We start from the raw sequence: 20,158 nt of genomic DNA, 5'->3' as shown, positions 1-20,158 counted from the left end.
AACTTTCCTTTGGATTTGCCGTCTGCATTTCCTGCCGAATTGCCAGTGTAATTCAGCACTGGTCAAGCCAAGCAGAGATGGTTAAGATCAATACAAGTTATCTCTCGTCAAATCACATCTTGCCGCAAGTCACCTTTTGAAAAGGATATAGTTACCGCTTCATGTTAAATTATTGACCTCAAACGGTTTTTCATTCCAGACCCTGCCCTGTGGGAAAGCAAGATGACAGAAACGCGTGAAGGCTTACCGGCACCGGCGCAAGCAGCGCCTGCGAGGTCTATACGCAGTTATTTGCTGATGCTGGTACTGGCAATTTCCTTGCCACTGCTGGCGGTGGTCGCTTTTGGCATCTATTACGATTTCCAGCAATCGACCAATTTCACCAAGACCACTCTCAAGACCATGACCAGCGTCATGATCAAGAATACCCACAGCAAGCTGGACCAGGCGCACAAGATCATGGCCGGGGTTGCCAGCCTGCCGCTGGTGAAGCAATTGCAGTTGCAGGATTGCCCTGAAAAAATGACCAATCTGGCCAGCCTCGACCCTGCCTATGCACGCCTGGCCATCGTCGATCTGCAGGGCAATATCCTGTGCAGTGCCCGCAACATTCCTGCTACCTTGGTCAAGGACATGGTCAACGTTGCCGAATTTGCAGAGACCGTCAAGAGCGGGCACCTGACTATCTCAGCACCACACAAGGTACAGGCATCAGCTCCCTTAAGCACGATCATAAGCCTGCCTGTGCACAATCAGGCAGGCCAGATCATCGCCGTAGTGGTCTTGTCGCTGGATGTGAATTTCTATGATCCTGGCATTCCTGCCGAGTTCTTGCCGGAAGCCAGCCGCTTTGGTTTTTTCAGGGATGACGGCATCATGGTCTGGCGCAATCTGGACCCGGAACAGTCAATAGGTACGCGCCCCAGTGCCGAAGCCGCCAGACGTATTGTGGCGACCAGAAAAGGTGAATTCGAGAGCGTGGCGGTGGATGGTGTCAGACGCTTTTTCTCGGTCATGCCCATGCCTGAATATGGCATGATTGCCTTTGTCGGCGTACCGGCTGACACCATCTTTGCCCAGGCCAGGACGCGTGCCGTCGAAGCCATTATGCTAGCACTGCTGATGATAGGCTTGCTTTTGGTAGTCGCACGCGCTTTCGGGCAACGCATCACGCGGCCCATGACAGCACTGGAAAGGGTTGCCCGTGCGGTGCAAAGGGGTAACCTGAGCGCCAGGGCTACCCTGGCGGGGCCAGGAGAATTGCAGGCTGTAGCAAATGAATTCAACCGCATGCTGGCGGCACAACAGCATAGTGATGAATTATTCCGCGCCTTTCTCGACAATAGCGCCATCGTGGCCTGGATCAAGGATGAAGATGGTCAGTACCAGTTTGTCAGCGACAATTTCTTGCGGCGTTTTTCTTTCCAGGCCAGCGAGGTCATAGGCAAGACTGACCACGATATTCTACCCGCAGAAATTGCCGACAGCTATCGCGCCAGCGACCTTGCCCTGCTGGCCAGCGGCGAACAGGACGAGGCTATCTGGCCTTCGGACAATCCCGGTGAAAGTGTCAGTTGGTGGCTGGTCAACAAGTTTGTGTTTACGGGTTCGGACGGCAAGCGCCAGCTTGGCGGCCTGGCCGTGGATATCACTGAACGCAAGCGCATGACTGACCTCGATGAGCTGATCCTGCAAACTGCCATGGACGCTTTCTGGCTGGTCGACAAGAACGGCAAGCTGCGCGCCGTCAATGAAACTGCCTGCAGCATGATGGGCTACAGCCGTGAAGAAATGCTCAAGCTCAGCATCGACGATGTCGATGTGCTCGATGAAGATGAAGGCAAACTGGTGCATGAAAGGCTGGACATCGTACGCCAGGCCGGTGCCCAACAATTCGAGGCCAGGCACAGGTGCAAGGATGGCCACATCATCGATGTTGAAGTCTCGGTACGCTACCTGCCCGGCCAGGAATTGTTCCCTGCCTTTGTGCGCGACATCACGGCGCGCAAGCAGGCAGAACAAAGCCTGCACCTGGCTGCCACCGTATTTGAGTCGCATGAAGGCATGTTCGTGACCAGTGCCAACAAAATTATCCAGCAAGTCAACCGTGCGTTTACCGAGATCACTGGCTATAGCCGCGAAGATGCGATAGGACAAAGCCCCAAGATTCTGAACTCTGGCCGCCACGACCAGGATTTTTTTGCCGACATGGATGTGCACCTGGGTATGAGTGGCTCCTGGCAGGGTGAAATCTGGAACCGTCACAAGAACGGCCATATCAGCCCGCAGTGGCTGGCCATCACCGCCGTGTATGGCCGCAATAATGAATTGCTACATTATGTTGGCACCCTGGTTGATATCTCCATGCGCAAGGCGGCAGAAGATGAAATCAAGATCCTGGCCTTCTATGACCCGCTGACCCACCTGCCCAACCGCCGCCTGCTGACCGACCGCCTGCAACAGGCCCTGCTGGCCTGCGCACGCAGCGACCGCAAGGGCGCGCTGATGTACATCGATCTCGACAATTTCAAAACCCTGAATGACACCCAGGGTCACTACAAGGGCGACCTGCTGTTACAACAGGTATCCGAGCGCCTGACCAATTGCGTACGAGAAGGCGACACGGTGGCGCGCATCGGTGGCGACGAGTTTGTGCTCTTGCTGGAAAACCTGAGCGAATCGTCCCATGAAGCTGCCAGCCAGATAGAAATGGTGGGCAAGAAAATACTCACTGCACTGAACCAGCCGTATGACCTCGAAGGCTATGAATGCCATAGCACGCCCAGCATAGGCGCGACCCTGATTGCCGATCACGAGAATGGCTATGAAGAGTTGATGAAGCAGGCCGACCTCGCGATGTATGCAGCCAAGACCGCAGGCCGCAATACCCTGCGCTTTTTTGACCCTGCCATGCAAGCCGTGGTGAGCTCACGCGCCCGCATGGAAAAAGAATTGCGCGATGCCTTGCGCGAGCAGCAATTGCGCCTGTTTTACCAACCCCAGGTTGGCCGCAATGGTGAGTTGCTGGGGGCAGAAGCCCTGGTGCGCTGGCTGCACCCTCAGCGCGGCATGATCTCGCCCGCCGAGTTTATCCCGCTGGCAGAAGCCACCGGCCTGATCCTGCCGCTGGGCCAGTGGGTCTTGCGCACGGCCTGCATGCAATTACTGGACTGGGCTGACGACCCCATCAGTGAAAAACTGACCATTGCAGTGAATGTCAGTGCCCGCCAGTTCAGGCAAACCGATATCGTTGAACAGGTTCTGGGCATATTGCAAGAAACCGGGGCCAATCCGCAATTGCTGAAACTGGAATTGACAGAAAGCCTGCTGGTCGATGATGTAGAAGAGACCATCATCAAGATGGAGCAACTGAAAGCCGTAGGCCTGTGCTTTTCTCTCGACGATTTTGGTACTGGCTATTCTTCCCTGACTTACCTGAAACGCTTGCCGCTGGATCAGCTCAAGATAGACCAGTCCTTTGTACGCGATGTCCTGACTGACCCCAATGATGCCGCCATCGCCAGGACCATCGTCGCCCTGAGCCAGAGCATGGGCCTGTCTGTCATCGCCGAAGGGGTGGAAAGCGCCGAACAGAGAGATTACCTCGCCAGCCAGGGTTGTTTTGCTTATCAGGGCTATCACTTTGGCAAACCTGTCCCTATTGCTGACTTCACCACGACCCATCTTGATCAGCCTGGCCTGCCCTGATCTTGCGGTAATTGCATGAAATTGCATGAGTCAGTGAAGTGCGAATGCCACCACTGACGCGGCTAACTCTGCTAAGCGGGTTTGCGTAGTGCCCGCCCTACGCCCAGGCCCAGCAAGGCAAAATTCAGTACGGCGATCAAGGCAGCAAAAAATACAAACACCAGCCAGGGCAAGCGCTGCACGCTGAAGGGCGAAAACAGTGCCGCAAATTCCCGCGCATCTGAATACATACCATTGCGCAAGGCTTCATACTGGAAAATATAACTCGTGTCACTGAAGGCCGAGTAACACATGACTATGCCCAGACATTGCAAGACCAGCCGCTGCCAGGCGTCTGAGGCACGCATCAGCATGACAGTCATCAGTATCAGGCTGACGGGCAAGATCAGGCCCAGCAAATGCGTGGCATGCCACTGCGCCAGTACGGGATAATTGCTGCTGCTCATGAAGAGCGGCTTGATCATGTAATAAGCACCGCACACAAAGAAGAGCAACAGGATCAAATACGCTATCTGCAACTTCCTGGCCCGGGTCGAGACCATCAGCAAGATGCTGCCAGACAACGCAGGCCCCAATAAGCCACCCAGCAAGACCAGACTTTGCCAGCCACCGCTGGTAATGGCCGCACCACCATCGCCATCCATCTGGAACCAGTAAAACGAGCCACCACTGAGCAGGCTGGCAAGCCCATGCCCCATCTCATGCACAAATACCCCCAGATAGCGCAGCGGCGCTGTCAGCCAGTACAGCAAATAAGCCTGGGCAGGCAATAGCAGCGGCAAGACTATCCATAACAGGAAAAACACCGCCATCAACGACAGCAACATGCGCCTGTGCCCCAGGCCGCGGTTGCTGGCACCATGTACTGGATCAAACGGCATCTGCTGGCTTGCCATGGGTATTCCTGTCAAAAAGATATTGGCTTAGTGTAACTCAAGATCAACTTTGCCCTGCACAAGCGGACGCTGCCAGGCTCAGATTAAACGACAGCAAAGCCCGACGATACTTCAAGGCAATAGTAAAAGCCGCCGAACATAGTAAAATTGCGGGATACCCCTTACCGGAAATTTGCATGTCCAAGAAAAACGAACTTACCCTGCTGATGGCAAAAGTTCTTTTAAAACTCAGCTCCGAATCCCCGCAAGCCTGGGACCAGTCATATTGCCGCTTTTTAGCGCAAGATCAAACCCGGCCCGGCTTTGAGTTCGTTATCCGCTGGGGCAGAACCATCTACACCCTGCCAGTACAAGCTGAATACACCGATTTGCTGGCACCGCTGATGCAATCACTGTTTGATGAAATGCAGGCAGAAACAACGCACAGACCCGTCCTCGCCGTGTTGACGGTAGATTCAGCAAAAGCCTATAAACTCAAACTTGAGTACAACAATCCACAGGCGCATGAAATCAGCGTGCAGGCACTGGGGACAGCTGCTTCGTATTTTGCAAAAGATGAAGTTGATGTGCCACCGCGGGATCAATTCAGATTTTAAAATGATGCGTTTTGGTTCACAGCGGCAAGTTTCCACCCTCACGGCATATAAGAAAAAAATGGCAACCCTGACGCATTTTTTGTTCTGCCTTTCCTTGCTGCTTGACAGTGGTTTTTCCTCTGCTCAAACACCGGTAACGCACAAACCTGGAATAAATGCAAAATCGGCTTCATCAGTGACTGGTCCAATGACGATGTCGCAAGCAGAACTTCAAGAAGTGACCATCAAAGCTGAGCATGGTGACGCAGCAGCGGCCAATAAACTGGGCTACTATTATGATGTCGGTCAACGCGATCAATCCAAATCATTACACTGGTTCAAGATTTCTGCGCAAGCTTCTGACCCCATTGGGCAATACAGTTACGGTTGTGTGCTTTTACGTAACAAGACAAATGAAAGCGTGATTGAAGCTTTGCGCTGGTTGGAGCTGGCACAGGAAAATGGTGTGTCGAGCGCAAAATATTGCATCGCGGAGGCCATGCATTGGCAACTAATGCGTGACAAAACTCTTACAAAGAACCAATGACCGTCATGTAGAGCGCATTGCAATGCACCTCCCGTTACGGCGACGACTATCCATTTGCAATCGCCCCAGCAAATCAAGTAATGCTACTATGTCATGGCAACACTTTCTATTAAACCTGACATGCCATGAGCAAGAAATTACTGATACTGGATCTGGACGAAACCCTGATCTTCGCAACGAAGAAACAGCTCGCGCATGAAGCTGATTTTTGCTTCTTTACTTATCACGTCTATCTGCGCCCCCATGTCAGGGAGTTCCTTGCATTCTGTCTTGAGCATTTTGACTGTGCGGTCTGGACATCGGCATCCGAGAGTTACGCCGCTATCATCGTCAAGCATCTGTTTGGTGAAGAGCCGCCATTAAAATTTGTCTGGGCCAGGCAACGCTGCACGCGCGTGTTCGACCCTGAATACCAGGATTTTGAATGGGTCAAGGATTTGAATAAAGTCAGACGGCGTGGCTATCTGCTGGAGCAGGTCATCATGCTGGACGATACACCCAAGAAACTGCGCCGCAACTATGGCAATCTGGTGCGCATGAACATGTTTGAGGGCGATACCCAAGACCATGAACTGAAGCTGGCCATGGCCTATCTGCAGGAGTTGAAGCACGTAGAAAATATCCGCGCCATAGAAAAACGCGGATGGCGCACACGGTTTCTGGACGCTGATGGGAAGGCGGTATCAGGATAGATAAAGTCATCATCATCTCCGTAACCTAGGTCGCATTGCAATGCGCCTCCCGTTACGGCTACGGCTATGGTTACGACTATGCCTTTACCATCATCACACCAAATCTCAAGAAAAGCTTACGGCACTATCGTCGTAAACAAATACACCGCAAAGATCACGCAATGAATAGTGCCCTGCATGATGGTGGTTCGTCCCGTCCCCAAAGACAAAGAAGTAATCATCAGTGACAACAGCAGCAACACCGTCGATTTCGCATCAATGCCGAGGTTCAGTGACCAGCCTGTGGTCAGCGAAATAACGGCAACGACAGGGATAGTCAAACCTATGCTGGCCAGCGCTGAGCCCAGCGCCAGGTTGATGCTGGTTTGCAGGCGGTTGGCGCGGGCGGCGCGAAAGGCGGCGACACCCTCAGGCAGCAACACGACGATGGCGATGATAATGCCCACCAGCGCCTGCGGTGCACCGGCAGCAGCAACCGCATTTTCCAGGGTAGGCGCCAGGGCTTTGGCCAACAATACCACGGCCCCCAGGCACAACATGAGCAGGCCAGTACTTGCCCAGGCCACGCCATTGCTGGGTGGCGCTGCGTGCGCCTCCTCATCACCGCTGGATGCAGCGGGCAGGAAATAATCGCGATGACGCACGGTCTGCACCAGCACAAAAGTACCATACAAGACCAGCGAAACGACCGCAATAAAAGCCAGCTGACTGGCGCTATACACAGGCCCTTGTGCAGTCGAAGTAAAGTTGGGCAAGACCAGGGTCAGTATCGCCAGCGCAGCCAGGGTCGCCAGTGAAGTGCTGGCACCACGCAGGCTGAAGCTTTGCTCCTTGTGCAGGCTGCCTCCAGCCAGCAGGCACAGGCCGATGATGCCGTTCAGAATAATCATGATGGCGGCAAACACCGTGTCACGCGCCAGGCCAGCCGTGACTTCACCACCGGCCAGCATCAAAGAGACGATCAGCGCCACTTCTATGAGAGTTACGGCTAAGGCCAGCAACAGCGTGCCAAAGGGCTCGCCAATTTTATGCGCGACTACTTCTGCATGATAGACAGCCGTCAGCACACCACCAAACAGGGCGATGGTCAGCAGGATTGCATATAAGGGTGTGGTGATCAGCATGCCGCCACCAAGGATGACCCAGGCAGCAAAAGGCATGATGATGGACCAGCGCGGCAAGTTAGCAGATATCGTCATGTATGGAGTCCGGGGGCAAAAAAAACGTCAACACATAGCGTGTTGACGCATTGTATCAGGAGCACGATGAATCTATCTTCTCTCATCTGGCAGAGACGGTGGAACCATACCTTGCCGGGGGGACTAACGTTCTTTTACCACACCGCGATAAATCAGGAAGGTGGCCAGCAAGCCGAAGGCACCAGCCATAGCCATCCAGTATCCAGGTGCGGCCTTGTCGCCCGTACTTTCTATCAACCAGGTAGAAATCAGCGGCGTCAAGCCACCAAACAATGCCGTTGCAAGACTGTAAGCAAGGGAAAAGCCGGTGGTGCGTATGCGCACCGGGATGATCTCCGTCAGTGCGACAATGGTGGCACCGTTATAGCTGGCATATAGAAAAGACAGCCACAGTTCTACCATTAACATGTGCTCAAAACTGGGATTAACAATCAGCCATGATAACAAAGGGTAAGCTGTCGCCATTGTAAGAGCGGAAAACAAAGCCATGATCGGCCATCTGCCAATACGATCTGAAAGTGCGCCCATTATGGGCAACCAGATAAAATTTGATACACCCACACACAGGGTCACAAGCAGACTTTCTACCGTTGTCAGTTTCAGCACGGTTTTGCCAAAGGTCGGTGTGTAAACGGTGATGAGATAAAACGACACCGTTGTCATGACGATCAACATGGTACCAGCGACCACCAGTGGCCAATTAAGCGAAATGGCTTTCAACATTTCTTTGAAGCTTGGATGTGTCTTTTGAGCCAGATAATCTTCTGTCTCCTGCAAAGAGCGACGGATGTAAAATACAACAGGGATGATGGAACAGCCAATAAAAAAAGGGATGCGCCAACCCCAGTCAGCGATAAATTCCTTGCTCAGCGTTTCATTGAGAAAGTAGCCCAGTCCCGCAGAAAATACGATCGCTACTTGCTGGCTTGCCGATTGCCAGCTGACATAAAACCCCTTATGTCCCGGTGTCGCCATTTCTGACAGATACACTGACACGCCACCGAGTTCCACGCCTGCAGAAAAGCCTTGCAGCAAGCGTCCTATCAATATCAGGAAGGGTGCGAGCAAGCCTATGGTGGAATAATCGGGGATGAAGGCTATCATGGCCGTTCCTGAAGCCATGATAGCCAATGTCAGCACCAGGCCCTTGCGACGACCTATGCGGTCAATATAGCTACCAAGAATAATCGCGCCCAATGGCCTCATGAAAAACCCGGCACCAAAGGTGGCAAACGTCATCATCAATGCAGCGTACTCGCTACTGGCCGGGAAAAAGGCTTTGGCAATATAAGTGGCATAGAATCCAAAAAGAAAAAAATCATACATTTCTATGAAGTTTCCACTGGTGACACGAATAACGCTGGAAAACTTCGACTGACGCTGTGCAGGAGCTATGGGCACCTGATCAACGAGAGTTGGTGCTACTGATGGGTTGCTGGACATTTTATTCGACCTTTGTACTCTGATGGCGGGCGATCATGCTGGCCATATCTGCTAAAAACTGAATGAAACCGGGTGAGACGGAATGATCCCGGACAGGATGAATGCGAACAGCATTCATGACACCTATTTACCGGCAACTGGCTCCAGACCTGTCTCTGCAATCACTGGAGCATTTTTTGTCGCCGCAAGAAAGTTCAGCAATGCCTGTGCCTGTCCCTGCACTTTGCTTCCTTTGACGATAGCAGCAGAGAACTGCGTTTGTAATTGCACTTCTTGCGGAAGCAAACCAACAATTTCTATGCCTTGTACAGGCAACAGTTCGCTACGTTGCTGGCATCCAAAGTCAGCCTCACCCTGCGCAATGATTTCACCAACAGGAGTGGCAGGTATTTGCGCGGCCTTGCCCTGCATTTGCTCTTCTATCTCCAGCTTTTTCATCAATTGATGTTTGATGTACTCACCACTGGCACTATCAGAATAAGCGACTTTGCGCGCCTGCAAGAAAGCATTTTTCAGGCCGACTATCGTGCTGATGTCAGGTTTTGAATTTCCTTTTTTTACTGCGCACGCGATGGGAGAATTAGCCAGCACCACCTTGCTGCCAGCGACCAGCTTGCCTTCATTCATGAGCTTGTCCAACGAGTCGCCAACCATGATGACAACATCTATTTCTTCGCCGCGTGCCATGCGTGCCGGGATAGCATTGCTAGTTTTACCCATTGATGGGCCCCAGTCCGACAGCAACTTGTCGCCAGTGGCAAGTTCGTAAGCGGGTGCCAGGTTCTTGTAAGCCTGGGCAAAACCGCCAGAGCTGACGACACGTAAATCGGCTGCCTGAGCCTGCTCACTTGCACATAATGCAGCGACACTCATGCAAATAATGCTAAGCAGGCTTGCGATGCGTTTGGGTGTGGACATGATACTTTCTCCTTACTGATTCAAAACTTGTGCATTAGTCCAAGGCTTAAGCCAAGGCCGCGGCCGCTGTTTGCCTGACCAGCAGTGATGCCGGCAGCGTTGCCTCTCCAACTGGTATAGTCAGTTTCCGCATAGAGCATGCTGCGTTTGGATAATGCCTGTTCCAGATAAATAAAACTGCGATCGAAACCATCATCGGAATAAGTACTTGCTTCGCGACGCACACGATAATAGGCGGTCGTCAGATTCAGCTCAGGGTTAATCGAATAAGCCACTCCGGCAGAAGCAATCCGCTGTCGTGTTTGTTTACCCGGACCCGTTTCCGCACTGTTATCGCCTGCATTAGCCCTGAATACCAGGTCACCATATTGATAGGCAACACCCAGTGTGTAAGCCTGCAGGTTAAAGCCAGCGCTGTTTTTCAATTTCATAGATGCCCCGGAAACTGACCAGCCATCACGCTGATAAGTGAGGCCAGCGGCAACACTGGACAAGGCAGAGTTGTTACCTGCCACTTCACCAAAGGAATAGGAGCTACGTACAGTGTAGGGGCCGGTTTCAAGTGTATATTTCACCATATTATCAAGGCGATAATAATTATCTGCATAGCCGCTGCTGCCATACTGCACACCAAACGCATGCGTGCCAAAAGCCGTGTTGCTGAGTGCAGTTATATTAATATTCGGATTAAAGCTGGCGTAGCGCATGCCCAATGGATCGACGCTTGAGATTGCATCCGACAATATTGTGGCCTGGCGACCAGCGGTCAGACTACCGTAGTTCGACTTGATACCGACAAAGGAAAGCCGGTCAAACAATTTGTCGGGTTTTGCCGATGTACCGGTGTCGAAATTCAAGCCGCCTTCGAGCTGAAAAACCGCTGCCACACCAGCACCCAGATCTTCCTGCCCTTTAAAACCCCATCGGCTGGTATTATTGACGCCGCTATTTAATGCAAGATTACTGCCAACTGAAGCACCAGAGACAGGTGTATTGCCAGCATTCATGCCGCGGCTGTAGTGCACACCAAGATCAGCGATGCCATAAACGTCAACTTGGGATTGTGCAGATGCGCTGCCGCTTGCGCATACTAAAATGGCAAGGTAGGTAAATTTTCTCACATTGTCTCCAAAGGATTTTCATTGCGGCCTTCTTGACGAGGCGTTAAGTATTTGCCAAAAAAATTGGCCGCTCCTGGCGGATCAATGTTCTTATTCAGGCTGGTACGCATCATCCAACACATGGCATAATTTGTGAATTGCAATATTTATTAAGATTAATGCATGGGACGCATCAATTTCGATTTGCAGGAACTACAGGCATTTGTTGCCGTAGCTGAACGTAGCAGCTTCAAGCATGCAGCGGAGGACCTGTTCCTTTCACAGCCAGCGCTCAGCCGCCGCATAGAAAAGCTGGAAGACTTGCTTGGTGTAAAACTGTTTGAACGTACTACCCGTCGCGTGCAGCTGACGAATGTTGGCAGAATTTTTTTGGCAAATGTCAGAAATGCGCTGGATGAACTTGAGGGTGCCATGCTGAGCGTGTCTGATCTTGCGGCACACCGTACGGGTGTCATCAGCCTCGCCTGCGTGCCTTCTGCTGTCCATTATTTTCTACCCGGTGTGCTCAAGAGTTTCACTGAGCGTTTTCCCAAAATCCGTGTACGAATCCATGACGAAAGCGCGCAGGACGTCTTGAATCTGGTCCTGGCAGGTGAAGCCGATTTTGGCATCAATTTTGCAGGCGCAGAAAACCCGGAAATTGACTTTCAGCCCATCTATAAAGAACACTTTGTGCTGGCGGTGCCACAAGATCATCCGCTCGCCAGAAGAAAGAAGCTGACCTGGAAAGAAACTGCCAGGGAGCGCTATATAGCAGTTGCCAAATCAAGCGGCAACCGAAGCCTGATCGACAATGCGCTGGCTGGAGTAGAAAAGCACCCCACAATTTATTATGAAGTCAATCATGTTTCCGGCCTGCTCGCGCTTGTCGAAGCCGGTATGGGTGTAGCGGCGGTACCCCGTCTCTCATTGCCCGCAAATCCCAGGCTGGTCGGTATTCCACTGACTGAACCTGTCATACAAAGAACTCTGGGTATGATCAGCAAGCGGGGCCGCATTATGCCACCAGCGGCACAAACTCTATTCGACATGCTGGTCAGCAGCATGGCAAAAAACAAGAGATCGCTGCCCAAATGAAGTCATCAACCCTGTTTAGACAGCGCTACATACAAGTGATATTCGCTGTGATCCTGGGTATATGCTTTGGCCATTTCTGGCCAGACCTTGGACGCGATATAAAACCGGTGGCCGATGCCTTTATAAAGCTGATCAGGATGATGCTGGCTCCGCTGGTATTTTCCACTATCGTCCTTGGTATTGCCAGTCACAGTCATCGACATGGCAGTAGCGTAGCAAGTACGCTTTTTAAATCGATGGGTCTGTTCTATTTTTTGACCCTGCTCGCCCTGTTATCGGGCTGGTTGGCAGCCGCCTTATTGCAACCCGGGGTGGGCTGGCATTTGCAGACTGCCACTATAGACAGACACTTGCTGCCAGCGCTGTCCGCTAACCCGGCAGAAAAGGGGGTAACCGGATTTTTGATGCAAATCATCCCCACCACTTTTGTCAGTGCATTTACTGAACCAGAAATCTTGCCAGTGCTTTTGCTGGCCATGCTGACCGGTTTTGCCATAGCACATGCCAAACCCACCAGCGACCATGTCTTGAAACTCATGGACGAACTGGGAAAGATATTTTTCAGTATCTTTGACGTCATCATTAAGCTGGCACCACTGGCAGCTTTTGCTTCTATGGCGTTCACTGTAGGCCAGCATGGAATACAATCCCTGGCTGGTTTCAGCTATCTGATTCTGAGCTTCTATCTTGCTTGTACGGCTTTTGTATTGCTCGTATTGGGTGGGCTGGCAAGATGGCACGGTTTTAGCCTGTGGAAGTTAATCCGCTATATCCGTGAGGAACTATTGGTGGTTCTTGGCACCTCCTCGTCCGAACCGGTATTGCCACCGCTTTTGCAAAAGCTACAGACGCTGGGGTGCAAAAAAGACGTATCAGGCCTCGTGTTACCAATGGCTTATTCCTTCAACCTTGATGGGACTGCGATTTACCTTACTTTGGCTTCACTATTCATTGCCCAGGCTTGCGATATACAACTGAGCAATACACAAATACTGAGCTTGATTGCAACCATGTTGCTGACATCTAAAGGGGCAGCAGGTGTCAGCGGCAGTGGCTTTGTAGCGCTGGTGGCAACCCTGGGTATTATCCCGGATTTGCCACTGGAAGGTGCTACTCTTTTGCTTGGTATAGACCGCTTCATGTCAGAAGCCCGGGCCCTTACAAGTACTGTCAGCAATGTTGTAGTTTGCCTCATTGTCAGCATATGGGAAGGGGCCTGCGACCGCAAACTCCTGCAGCAGCAGCTTGATCGGGCATGAATAAATATACCGCTACTGACAATCTGCGTCAGGCTTGCCCGCATCGACTTCACCATAACGTGTTTGCACTACATGCATGTCCGGTCCGGCGGGTCGTAAAACCAGCATGTGACTGTAACTGCTTTCACAAAATTCTTTCATCGCAGGTGCACCCAGCGCAGTGGCAATTGCGGGTACGGTGTTGCCATGTCCGACCACCAGCACGGTGCCACTGCTGGCACGCACGGCATCAGCCACCTCTTTGATATGCTCGGCACCACGTTTGGCAGACAGCACTTGCGGCGTGATATTTCTTGCCTGTGCCAGCGGCTGTGCCGTTTCGCGGGTGCGTTTGAATTGGGTAGTGAAAATGCTGCTGACACCTGCATTCTGCAAAGCCAGCGCCAGTGCCTGCGCACGCGCCTGCCCTGCTGCTGACAGGCTGGGGTCAGCAGGATTTTCTGCTGCTTTTTCTGCATGACGCACCAGGATGATGAGTTCAGGCTCAGCACTGGACATCATGGGGAAGAGCATCGTACAGAAAAAAGAAAAGGCGATCAGGGAATTTTGCATATAGGTTTCATGAATAAAAGAGGCCCGTCGTCTGCGTCAGTACAGCCATGGTGATTTTACTATGCAGTCATGTTCCGCCAGCGAACAGCACAATAAGCAAAACAATAAGCAAAACAAAGCATAGAGTTCATTGCTCAACATATTGAGCAACATGTTCAGCCACCATCCCCATCACCGCTGCCACAGTCTGCTCCACGTTCGCTGCATCATTGCCCAGCTCTGCCCATAAGTCCGCAGTAACAATTGCTGGCTTGCTGATCTGGCCATACGCATCACGTGCGCAAGCGCCTGATCTTGCAACGGGGATGACGAGCGCGCCGTTGCTGAGCGCGATCTGCACTTCATCTGCCGTCGCGAGCCCGCCTTCGATGACGATATACACGGGTGCCATGCGCGCCAGCACGGCGCGGCGTTCCTGCATGTCCTTGCCTGCACGCAGGGTCTGTCCATAATCCCAGGCAGCCATGCCTTGCGGCAGGATGTGGAATACCTGGGGCGGCATTTGCAATTGCTGGCGGCGCTGGAAAAAACTGCGGCCACAGGCCTCGCCTATGCCACTGACGCCACCTGTCAGCAGCACCAGACCAGGGATGGATGCCAGAGCTTGCCCCAGCAATTGACAAGTCTGTTCACTGTCGGGATGCCAGAAAGCTGTACTGCCTATGATCGCAATACGCGGGCCAGGTGGCAATATGTGGAGCAGGATTTGCAGGTTTTGATCTGTTTCAGTTTGCATAAAATTTCTTGTCAGCGTTTTGCTGGCATGAGCATAATCCTGTATTAGAACACCTCACTGTGCCCTTTGTCCACGCAGCACAAATAGATGCGCCTTGCCATCTGCCAGCCTGATATGCGATGCTCTCGCTTTATCCTGCCAGCCTCTCCGTAACACCCATGATCAAGTTCACGCGCATTGCCAATTTGTCCCTGATGATATTGCTGGGCCTGGTCTTACTACTGGAAGCAACTGGCAGATTGCCTCAGAGACTGGTGACGCTATTTGGGCCCTGGACTGAATTAATGGCGCTGCCAATCATTCACCTGATTCCCTGGTATGCACTCAATGATACGGCTAAGCCGCGTTTTCTGCGCTTTGCCAGGGGCTTTGCGGCCATCAACCTGATGCTTGCCATCGCTTTAAGTGCTCGCGTGATATCGAACCCGGACTTACTCAACAGGCCCCCATTTATGATGGGTATGTTGCTCATGGCAATGTTTGCGCTTTTGAATTTTCTGGGATTGAATCAAAAGTACAAGCATCTCCAACTGGCCGTCGGCCCCCTGCCTAAGCAGCCTGCGAGACTGACGGCCTGGGGTGCATACATGATGGCACACTGGCGTGGCCAGTTGCCGCTGGCGCAATCATTCTGGGTCAATGGCTTTGGCATAGGTAGCCTGCTGGCGGCATTGATGGTGATAGGCTTATCCAGATTGCTGGAAGTGACAGATGTCAGTTTGCGCATGCTGGCGGCGATCAACATAATGGGTTTCGTTATTTCCGGGATGTTATGGCTATGGGCCATCACTGGCATCATACGCTCTGCCAGCAAACATGCTGAGCGCGGCGGTTCAGGTTGGGTCGCAGGTTTGACAATGATGTTGGTTTTTTTTAATGCCCTGGCCATGCTGCTGAGTACCTTGTCGTCTTATCTGCCGCAAATGAAAGAGTATGCGCTGATCGCGACAGGGCACGACAGCATGAGCACGGTCGTGATCAGCAGCACTCCCAAAGGCGATATCCTGAGCCTGCGAGGCACTCTGGGCGAAGGCAGCATGGCCCGCTTTGCCGCCGCCCTGGAAAAATCACCGAAAGTCAAGACCATCTCGCTGAACTCGCCCGGCGGGCGTTTGCGCGAAGCCCAGCAAATGGCCAGCTTGCTCAAATCGCGACAGCTCAATACCTATGTCGAGGGCGAGTGCAGCAGCGCCTGTACTTATGTGTTTTTGGCGGGCAAGGATAGGGCTGCAACCCCGAATGCCCACATAGGTTTTCACCAGCCCAGTTTTCCTGGCGTGAGCGACACTACGCTGGCGATTGCCAGCTCTGGCATGGAAAAATACTACCGGTCAGCAAATTTGCCCGACGATTTTATCCAGAGAGTGCTGGAGATCAAGCCTGAAGGCATGTGGTACCCAAACCGCGAAGAATTGCTCAAAGCAAGGGTCATCACCCGGGTTTCGCTGGGTAGTGAAGCCAATAGCCTGTTTGATTTGCAGTCGCGTGATGAAGTCTTCGCAAACCTCAGCAACAGCAGTATCTGGCGCCAGTATGAAAGGCACTCACCTGGCAAAATGAATGAAGTGGCTGACCTGATCTGGAACATGAAGCAGCAGGGCAAGGACCAGCTGGACATACAGGATGCCGTCAAGACGGCGACCAGAGATATCTATCTGCGTGCCTTGAAAAGTGCGCCAGATGATTTGCTCGATGAACACGCACAATTACTGTCCGAGCAACTGGAAGCCGCCCGGCACATCAGCCCACAAGCCTGCGGCCAGTTGATCAAAGGGAGACTGAGCATACATCGCACCATGCCGGAAGAGCTGGTCAAGCGTGATACGGCCCTGATGGAGAAAATGCTGGCGAGCAGCCCGCGCAGTGTCAGTTATTACATGGGATCAAAGGAATTTGCCAGGAGCGCCAGCAAACTTCAAGAGCGCCTGAGCCCGCTGCAGCGGCAAGTCACGGCCAATCTGGCTGCCTATGACGACCAGCCCATGTTCCAGTGCGATGCCATCCTCAGCATGTACCGTAACATCCTGCGCATGCAGGATACCGACCGGCATATCATCCTGAGTGCCCTGATGCAGGCGAAGTAATGGCAATGCCCGGCATGGCAGCAGGCGCAACTGTCTCGGCAACTGTCGTGGCAGACATCTGGCTTCAGCGCTACAATGGCGGCAGCCATCGCCAAATCTTAGAACTCATTCAGGAGCAGGTGTAAATGAAAACCGATACTACTGTCGCGCAAAGAACAGAGCGCGATACCTTTGGCGAAATCGCCGTCCCCGCAACCGCCTTGTGGGGCGCGCAAACCCAGCGTTCGCTGCATCACTTTGCCATCTCCACAGAAACCATGCCGCCAGAACTGGTGCTGGCCCTGGCGCGTGTCAAGCGCAGTGCCGCCCAGGTCAACAGTGACCTCGGCCTGCTCGATGCCAAGGTGGCAGCAGCGATTGCCCAGGCGGTGGAAGAAGTGCTGGCAGGCACGCATGCAGCAGAATTCCCGCTGTCGGTATGGCAGACCGGTTCTGGCACGCAAAGCAATATGAACATGAACGAGGTACTGGCTAACCGTGCCTCTGAATTTTTGGGTGGCACGCGCGGCATGAGCCGGGTGGTGCACCCAAATGACCATGTCAACATGGGTCAGTCATCGAATGATGTTTTCCCTACAGCCATGCATGTGGCGGCCAGCATTGCCGTCATTACCCAGGTATTGCCATCACTGGCCAAACTGCGCACCACGCTGGATGCCAAGGCGAAAGAATTTGCCGACATCATCAAGATAGGCCGCACCCATTTGCAAGATGCCACACCACTGACACTGGGCCAGGAGATATCAGGCTGGGTTGCGCAACTTGATTATGCGGAGCGCGCCATACGCCACACCCTGCCCGCCCTGCAAGAGCTAGCCATCGGCGGCACGGCGGTGGGCACTGGTCTCAACACCCACGCAGATTTTGGCAAGCTGGTTGCTGCCAGCCTGACTCTCGATACCGGCATAGCCTTTGACGCAGCACCCAACCGCTTTGCCGCACTGGCCGGGCATGATGCCATGGTCAGCAGCCATGGTGCACTCAAGACTCTGGCAACTGCACTGATGAAAATTGCCAACGACATACGCTGGCTGGCATCCGGCCCGCGTTCTGGCCTCGGTGAATTGCAGATACCTGAAAACGAACCAGGTTCATCCATCATGCCGGGCAAGGTCAACCCCACCCAGTGCGAAGCGGTGACCATGCTGTGCTGCCAGGTCATGGGCAATGATGTGGCACTGAGCATAGGCGGTGCCTCCGGCAATTTTGAATTGAATGTTTTCAAACCCCTCATCGTCCACAACTTCCTGCAAAGCTGCCGCTTGCTGGCCGACGGCATGGCCAGCCTGGAAGAACACTGCGCCCGTGGCATGCAGGCCAACCGCACACGCATCAAGGAATTACTCGACAATTCATTGATGCTGGTGACCGCACTCAACCCTTACATAGGCTATGACCGCGCTGCCGCCATTGCCAAGCATGCCCACGCCAAAGGCACGACACTGCGCGAAGCCGCACTGGCTTTGGGTTATGTGACGGCTGAGGAATTTGATGGCTGGGTCAGACCTGAGGATATGGTGTAATCACTTTCAATATCAATGCATGGAACTCAACATTCCATGCGTGATTTTGTAGGGTGCGCCGTGCGCACCGCATTGATTTTCGCATGCCCTAATTTTTGCACACACGACGGTGCGCATGGCGCACCCTACTATCCCCGCCCAACACAAACATTAAACGGAAACCACATGTCCGAACAACTCAAACTCGTCATCCTGATACAGACTAAACCTGGTCAGGCTGCCGAACAGATGGCCGCCTTCACACAACTCGCACCACTAGTGCGTGCCGAAGCAGGCTGCCTGCAATATGAAATGCATACCGTTACTGGCGATGAAAACAAATTCGTCCTCATAGAAGCCTGGACATCCCAGGCAGCGCTGGATGCACATGACGCCATGCCCTATATGATAGAGGCCGATGCCAACAGCCCGAGCTTTCGCGCCGGGCCAGCGACCGTGCTGTTTTTAGGGCCTGTCATCGCGTAGTAAGACACTGATCTTAGAATGCATTTTGCCGCCGCAGGCAAAATACCTTGTGCCTGGCCCCTAGCTATTGTTTATACCAAGAGTCCCCATGATGAAACCATCTTGCAAAAAAATCCTGAACTACAGCTTGCTTAGCCTGGCCATCGCTGGCTGCTCTTCCACGCCACAGCAAACTGTCAGCAATGCTGACGACAACTATCATCCCGTCATCCTGGTATCGATAGATGGTTTCAAGCCTGACTACCTGACGCGCGGCGTGACTCCGACGCTGAACGCGCTGGCAACAGATGGTGTGCGCACCGAAGCCATGCGCCCTTCTTTCCCGTCGATCACCTTCCCGAATCATTACACCCTGGTCACCGGCCTGCGCCCTGACCATCATGGCATCGTCGGCAATACCATGGAAGACAGCAAGATACCTGGAGTGCGCTTCAAGCTCAGCAATAAAGAAGCTGTCCTCGACAGACGCTGGTGGGACGGGGCTGAACCTGTCTGGGTCACTGCTGAGAAGAACAAGGTAAAAACCGGCATCATGTTCTGGCCCGGCTCCGAGGCCGCCATACATGGCGTGCGCCCCAGTGAATACCGTCCCTTCGATGACAAACTTGCCCCTGCCACACGGGTTGATACCATGCTCAGCTGGCTCGACAAACCTGCGGCAGACCGCCCAGGATTTTTGACCGTGTATTTCGACCAGGTCGATCACGCAGGCCATGATTTTGGCCCGGATACCAAAGAAGTGACGGACGCTGCCGCTGGTGTAGATGCAGCGATTGCCCATTTAATGGAGGGTCTGCGCGCCCGCAACATCAAGGCGAATATCGTCATCGTCTCTGATCACGGCATGGCCTCCACCGGCCCTGAACGCACCATATTACTGGACCAGATTGCTGACCCAGCCAGCTATGATGTCGTCAACTATGGCAGCTATGCAGGCATCAATCCCAAACCAGGGCAGGAAGCAGTCGTGGCAAATGCACTGCTGAAAAAGCATGAACACATGCAGTGCTGGAAAAAAGAAAACATACCAGAACGTTTTCACTTTGGCCAAAACGCCCGCGTGCAACGCTTTGTCTGTTCAGCCGATGTAGGCTGGCTGGTGGTGCCAGATGCCAAGGCAGCCACCAAGGCCAACCGGGGCTCACACGGCTACGACAACCTGAGCAAGGAAATGCAGGCCCTGTTCATCGCAAACGGCCCGGCCTTCAAGAAGGCGACAGTCTTGCCACCGTTTGACAATGTCAACGTATATCCGCTGCTGATGAAGCTCATCAAGGTGCCTGCACTGGCGTCCGATGGAAACATCGATGCGACCAAAGCAACCTTGACGGATTGAAAATATCTCCGTCGGTATCCATGTTGA

General features: G+C 53.0%; 18 protein-coding genes. 11 read left to right on the top strand and 7 right to left on the bottom strand.

The genetic code is table 11. The features are described 5' to 3' along the window. Window positions 1-222: 222 nt before the first annotated feature. Window positions 223-3,708 (top strand): EAL domain-containing protein, encoded by a 3,486-nt coding sequence (locus tag ACO0LN_RS09975; protein WP_422973268.1) that lies wholly within the window; start codon window positions 223-225, stop codon window positions 3,706-3,708. Window positions 3,709-3,779: 71 nt separating this feature from the next. Here the strand turns inward: ACO0LN_RS09975 and ACO0LN_RS09970 are convergent, their stop codons facing one another. After that, window positions 3,780-4,604 (bottom strand): M50 family metallopeptidase, encoded by an 825-nt coding sequence (locus ACO0LN_RS09970; protein ID WP_422973266.1) that lies wholly within the window; start codon window positions 4,602-4,604, stop codon window positions 3,780-3,782. A 176-nt stretch (window positions 4,605-4,780) separates the two neighbouring features. Here ACO0LN_RS09970 and ACO0LN_RS09965 point away from each other — a divergent pair, with 176 nt between their 5' ends. From ACO0LN_RS09965 to ACO0LN_RS09955, 3 genes are all read left to right on the top strand, one after another. After that, a complete protein-coding gene (locus ACO0LN_RS09965) occupies window positions 4,781-5,200 on the top strand; it encodes a hypothetical protein (RefSeq protein ID WP_422973264.1) in 420 nt (139 codons plus the stop codon). Window position 5,201: 1 nt separating this feature from the next. Then, entirely contained in the window at window positions 5,202-5,726 is a 525-nt protein-coding gene (locus tag ACO0LN_RS09960) for a tetratricopeptide repeat protein (RefSeq protein WP_422973262.1), read from the top strand. Between the two features lie 125 nt (window positions 5,727-5,851). Further along, window positions 5,852-6,418, top strand: a complete 567-nt coding sequence (locus ACO0LN_RS09955; RefSeq protein ID WP_422973260.1) for an NIF family HAD-type phosphatase — start codon at window positions 5,852-5,854, stop codon at window positions 6,416-6,418. 116 nt (window positions 6,419-6,534) lie between these two features. Here the strand turns inward: ACO0LN_RS09955 and ACO0LN_RS09950 are convergent, their stop codons facing one another. The 4 genes from ACO0LN_RS09950 to ACO0LN_RS09935 form a co-directional block, all read right to left on the bottom strand. Then, window positions 6,535-7,617, bottom strand: coding sequence for a calcium:proton antiporter (locus ACO0LN_RS09950; RefSeq protein WP_422973258.1), 1,083 nt, complete (start codon window positions 7,615-7,617; stop codon window positions 6,535-6,537). A gap of 123 nt (window positions 7,618-7,740) precedes the next feature. Further along, complete coding sequence (locus ACO0LN_RS09945; RefSeq protein WP_162060476.1) at window positions 7,741-9,060, bottom strand: MFS transporter; 1,320 nt, start codon at window positions 9,058-9,060, stop codon at window positions 7,741-7,743. Window positions 9,061-9,183: 123 nt separating this feature from the next. After that, the gene (locus ACO0LN_RS09940) at window positions 9,184-9,978 is read right to left on the bottom strand and encodes a substrate-binding domain-containing protein (protein WP_422973256.1); all 795 of its coding nucleotides are present in this window, start codon (window positions 9,976-9,978) and stop codon (window positions 9,184-9,186) included. A gap of 20 nt (window positions 9,979-9,998) precedes the next feature. Continuing rightward, on the bottom strand, window positions 9,999-11,099 hold the full coding sequence (locus tag ACO0LN_RS09935) for a porin (RefSeq protein WP_422973254.1): 1,101 nt from the start codon (window positions 11,097-11,099) through the stop codon (window positions 9,999-10,001). Window positions 11,100-11,261: 162 nt separating this feature from the next. On the opposite strand from ACO0LN_RS09935, the gene ACO0LN_RS09930 reads away from it, so the two are divergent. Continuing rightward, window positions 11,262-12,176 carry a LysR family transcriptional regulator gene (locus ACO0LN_RS09930; protein WP_422973252.1) on the top strand — a complete coding sequence of 305 codons (915 nt, stop codon included), beginning with the start codon at window positions 11,262-11,264 and terminating at the stop codon, window positions 12,174-12,176. Continuing rightward, window positions 12,173-13,435 carry a cation:dicarboxylate symporter family transporter gene (locus ACO0LN_RS09925; RefSeq protein WP_422973249.1) on the top strand — a complete coding sequence of 421 codons (1,263 nt, stop codon included), beginning with the start codon at window positions 12,173-12,175 and terminating at the stop codon, window positions 13,433-13,435. The genes ACO0LN_RS09930 and ACO0LN_RS09925 overlap by 4 nt, the downstream gene beginning before the upstream one ends. Before the next feature lie 12 nt (window positions 13,436-13,447). Here the strand turns inward: ACO0LN_RS09925 and ACO0LN_RS09920 are convergent, their stop codons facing one another. After that, the gene (locus ACO0LN_RS09920; protein ID WP_422973247.1) at window positions 13,448-13,987 is read right to left on the bottom strand and encodes a histidine phosphatase family protein; all 540 of its coding nucleotides are present in this window, start codon (window positions 13,985-13,987) and stop codon (window positions 13,448-13,450) included. Window positions 13,988-14,114: 127 nt separating this feature from the next. Beyond that, window positions 14,115-14,723: a hypothetical protein gene (locus ACO0LN_RS09915; protein ID WP_422973245.1), complete on the bottom strand. Its 609-nt coding sequence runs from the start codon at window positions 14,721-14,723 to the stop codon at window positions 14,115-14,117. Between the two features lie 158 nt (window positions 14,724-14,881). Here ACO0LN_RS09915 and ACO0LN_RS09910 point away from each other — a divergent pair, with 158 nt between their 5' ends. From ACO0LN_RS09910 to ACO0LN_RS09890, 5 genes are all read left to right on the top strand, one after another. Then, on the top strand, window positions 14,882-16,807 hold the full coding sequence (locus tag ACO0LN_RS09910; RefSeq protein ID WP_422973243.1) for an ATP-dependent Clp protease proteolytic subunit: 1,926 nt from the start codon (window positions 14,882-14,884) through the stop codon (window positions 16,805-16,807). Then, on the top strand, window positions 16,807-16,932 hold the full coding sequence (locus ACO0LN_RS09905; protein ID WP_422973242.1) for a hypothetical protein: 126 nt from the start codon (window positions 16,807-16,809) through the stop codon (window positions 16,930-16,932). Before ACO0LN_RS09910 ends, ACO0LN_RS09905 begins: the two co-directional genes overlap by 1 nt. After that, on the top strand, window positions 16,933-18,330 hold the full coding sequence (gene fumC, locus ACO0LN_RS09900) for a class II fumarate hydratase (protein ID WP_422973240.1): 1,398 nt from the start codon (window positions 16,933-16,935) through the stop codon (window positions 18,328-18,330). It abuts the gene before it with no gap. Between the two features lie 165 nt (window positions 18,331-18,495). Continuing rightward, window positions 18,496-18,795: a putative quinol monooxygenase gene (locus tag ACO0LN_RS09895; protein WP_422973238.1), complete on the top strand. Its 300-nt coding sequence runs from the start codon at window positions 18,496-18,498 to the stop codon at window positions 18,793-18,795. Between the two features lie 88 nt (window positions 18,796-18,883). Continuing rightward, window positions 18,884-20,131 (top strand): alkaline phosphatase family protein, encoded by a 1,248-nt coding sequence (locus ACO0LN_RS09890; protein ID WP_422973236.1) that lies wholly within the window; start codon window positions 18,884-18,886, stop codon window positions 20,129-20,131. Window positions 20,132-20,158 lie beyond the last annotated feature (27 nt).

The sequence above is a fragment of the Undibacterium sp. TC9W genome (assembly GCF_049339865.1).
Classification (GTDB): Bacteria; Pseudomonadota; Gammaproteobacteria; order Burkholderiales; family Burkholderiaceae_D; genus Undibacterium.
The sequence above is the reverse complement of the archived record's forward strand: the minus strand, read 5'-3'. Positions and strand labels throughout refer to the sequence as shown.

Bases quoted from the DNA above. Each gene is read 5' to 3' on its own strand.
- ACO0LN_RS09975 (WP_422973268.1), top strand. From the start codon at position 223: ATGACAGAAACGCGTGAAGGCTTACCGGCACCGGCGCAAGCAGCGCCT.
- ACO0LN_RS09970 (WP_422973266.1), bottom strand. From the start codon at position 4,604: ATGGCAAGCCAGCAGATGCCGTTTGATCCAGTACATGGTGCCAGCAAC.
- ACO0LN_RS09965 (WP_422973264.1), top strand. From the start codon at position 4,781: ATGTCCAAGAAAAACGAACTTACCCTGCTGATGGCAAAAGTTCTTTTA.
- ACO0LN_RS09960 (WP_422973262.1), top strand. From the start codon at position 5,202: ATGATGCGTTTTGGTTCACAGCGGCAAGTTTCCACCCTCACGGCATAT.
- ACO0LN_RS09955 (WP_422973260.1), top strand. From the start codon at position 5,852: ATGAGCAAGAAATTACTGATACTGGATCTGGACGAAACCCTGATCTTC.
- ACO0LN_RS09950 (WP_422973258.1), bottom strand. From the start codon at position 7,617: ATGACGATATCTGCTAACTTGCCGCGCTGGTCCATCATCATGCCTTTT.
- ACO0LN_RS09945 (WP_162060476.1), bottom strand. From the start codon at position 9,060: ATGTCCAGCAACCCATCAGTAGCACCAACTCTCGTTGATCAGGTGCCC.
- ACO0LN_RS09940 (WP_422973256.1), bottom strand. From the start codon at position 9,978: ATGTCCACACCCAAACGCATCGCAAGCCTGCTTAGCATTATTTGCATG.
- ACO0LN_RS09930 (WP_422973252.1), top strand. From the start codon at position 11,262: ATGGGACGCATCAATTTCGATTTGCAGGAACTACAGGCATTTGTTGCC.
- ACO0LN_RS09925 (WP_422973249.1), top strand. From the start codon at position 12,173: ATGAAGTCATCAACCCTGTTTAGACAGCGCTACATACAAGTGATATTC.
- ACO0LN_RS09920 (WP_422973247.1), bottom strand. From the start codon at position 13,987: ATGCAAAATTCCCTGATCGCCTTTTCTTTTTTCTGTACGATGCTCTTC.
- ACO0LN_RS09915 (WP_422973245.1), bottom strand. From the start codon at position 14,723: ATGCAAACTGAAACAGATCAAAACCTGCAAATCCTGCTCCACATATTG.
- ACO0LN_RS09910 (WP_422973243.1), top strand. From the start codon at position 14,882: ATGATCAAGTTCACGCGCATTGCCAATTTGTCCCTGATGATATTGCTG.
- ACO0LN_RS09905 (WP_422973242.1), top strand. From the start codon at position 16,807: ATGGCAATGCCCGGCATGGCAGCAGGCGCAACTGTCTCGGCAACTGTC.
- fumC (WP_422973240.1), top strand. From the start codon at position 16,933: ATGAAAACCGATACTACTGTCGCGCAAAGAACAGAGCGCGATACCTTT.
- ACO0LN_RS09895 (WP_422973238.1), top strand. From the start codon at position 18,496: ATGTCCGAACAACTCAAACTCGTCATCCTGATACAGACTAAACCTGGT.
- ACO0LN_RS09890 (WP_422973236.1), top strand. From the start codon at position 18,884: ATGATGAAACCATCTTGCAAAAAAATCCTGAACTACAGCTTGCTTAGC.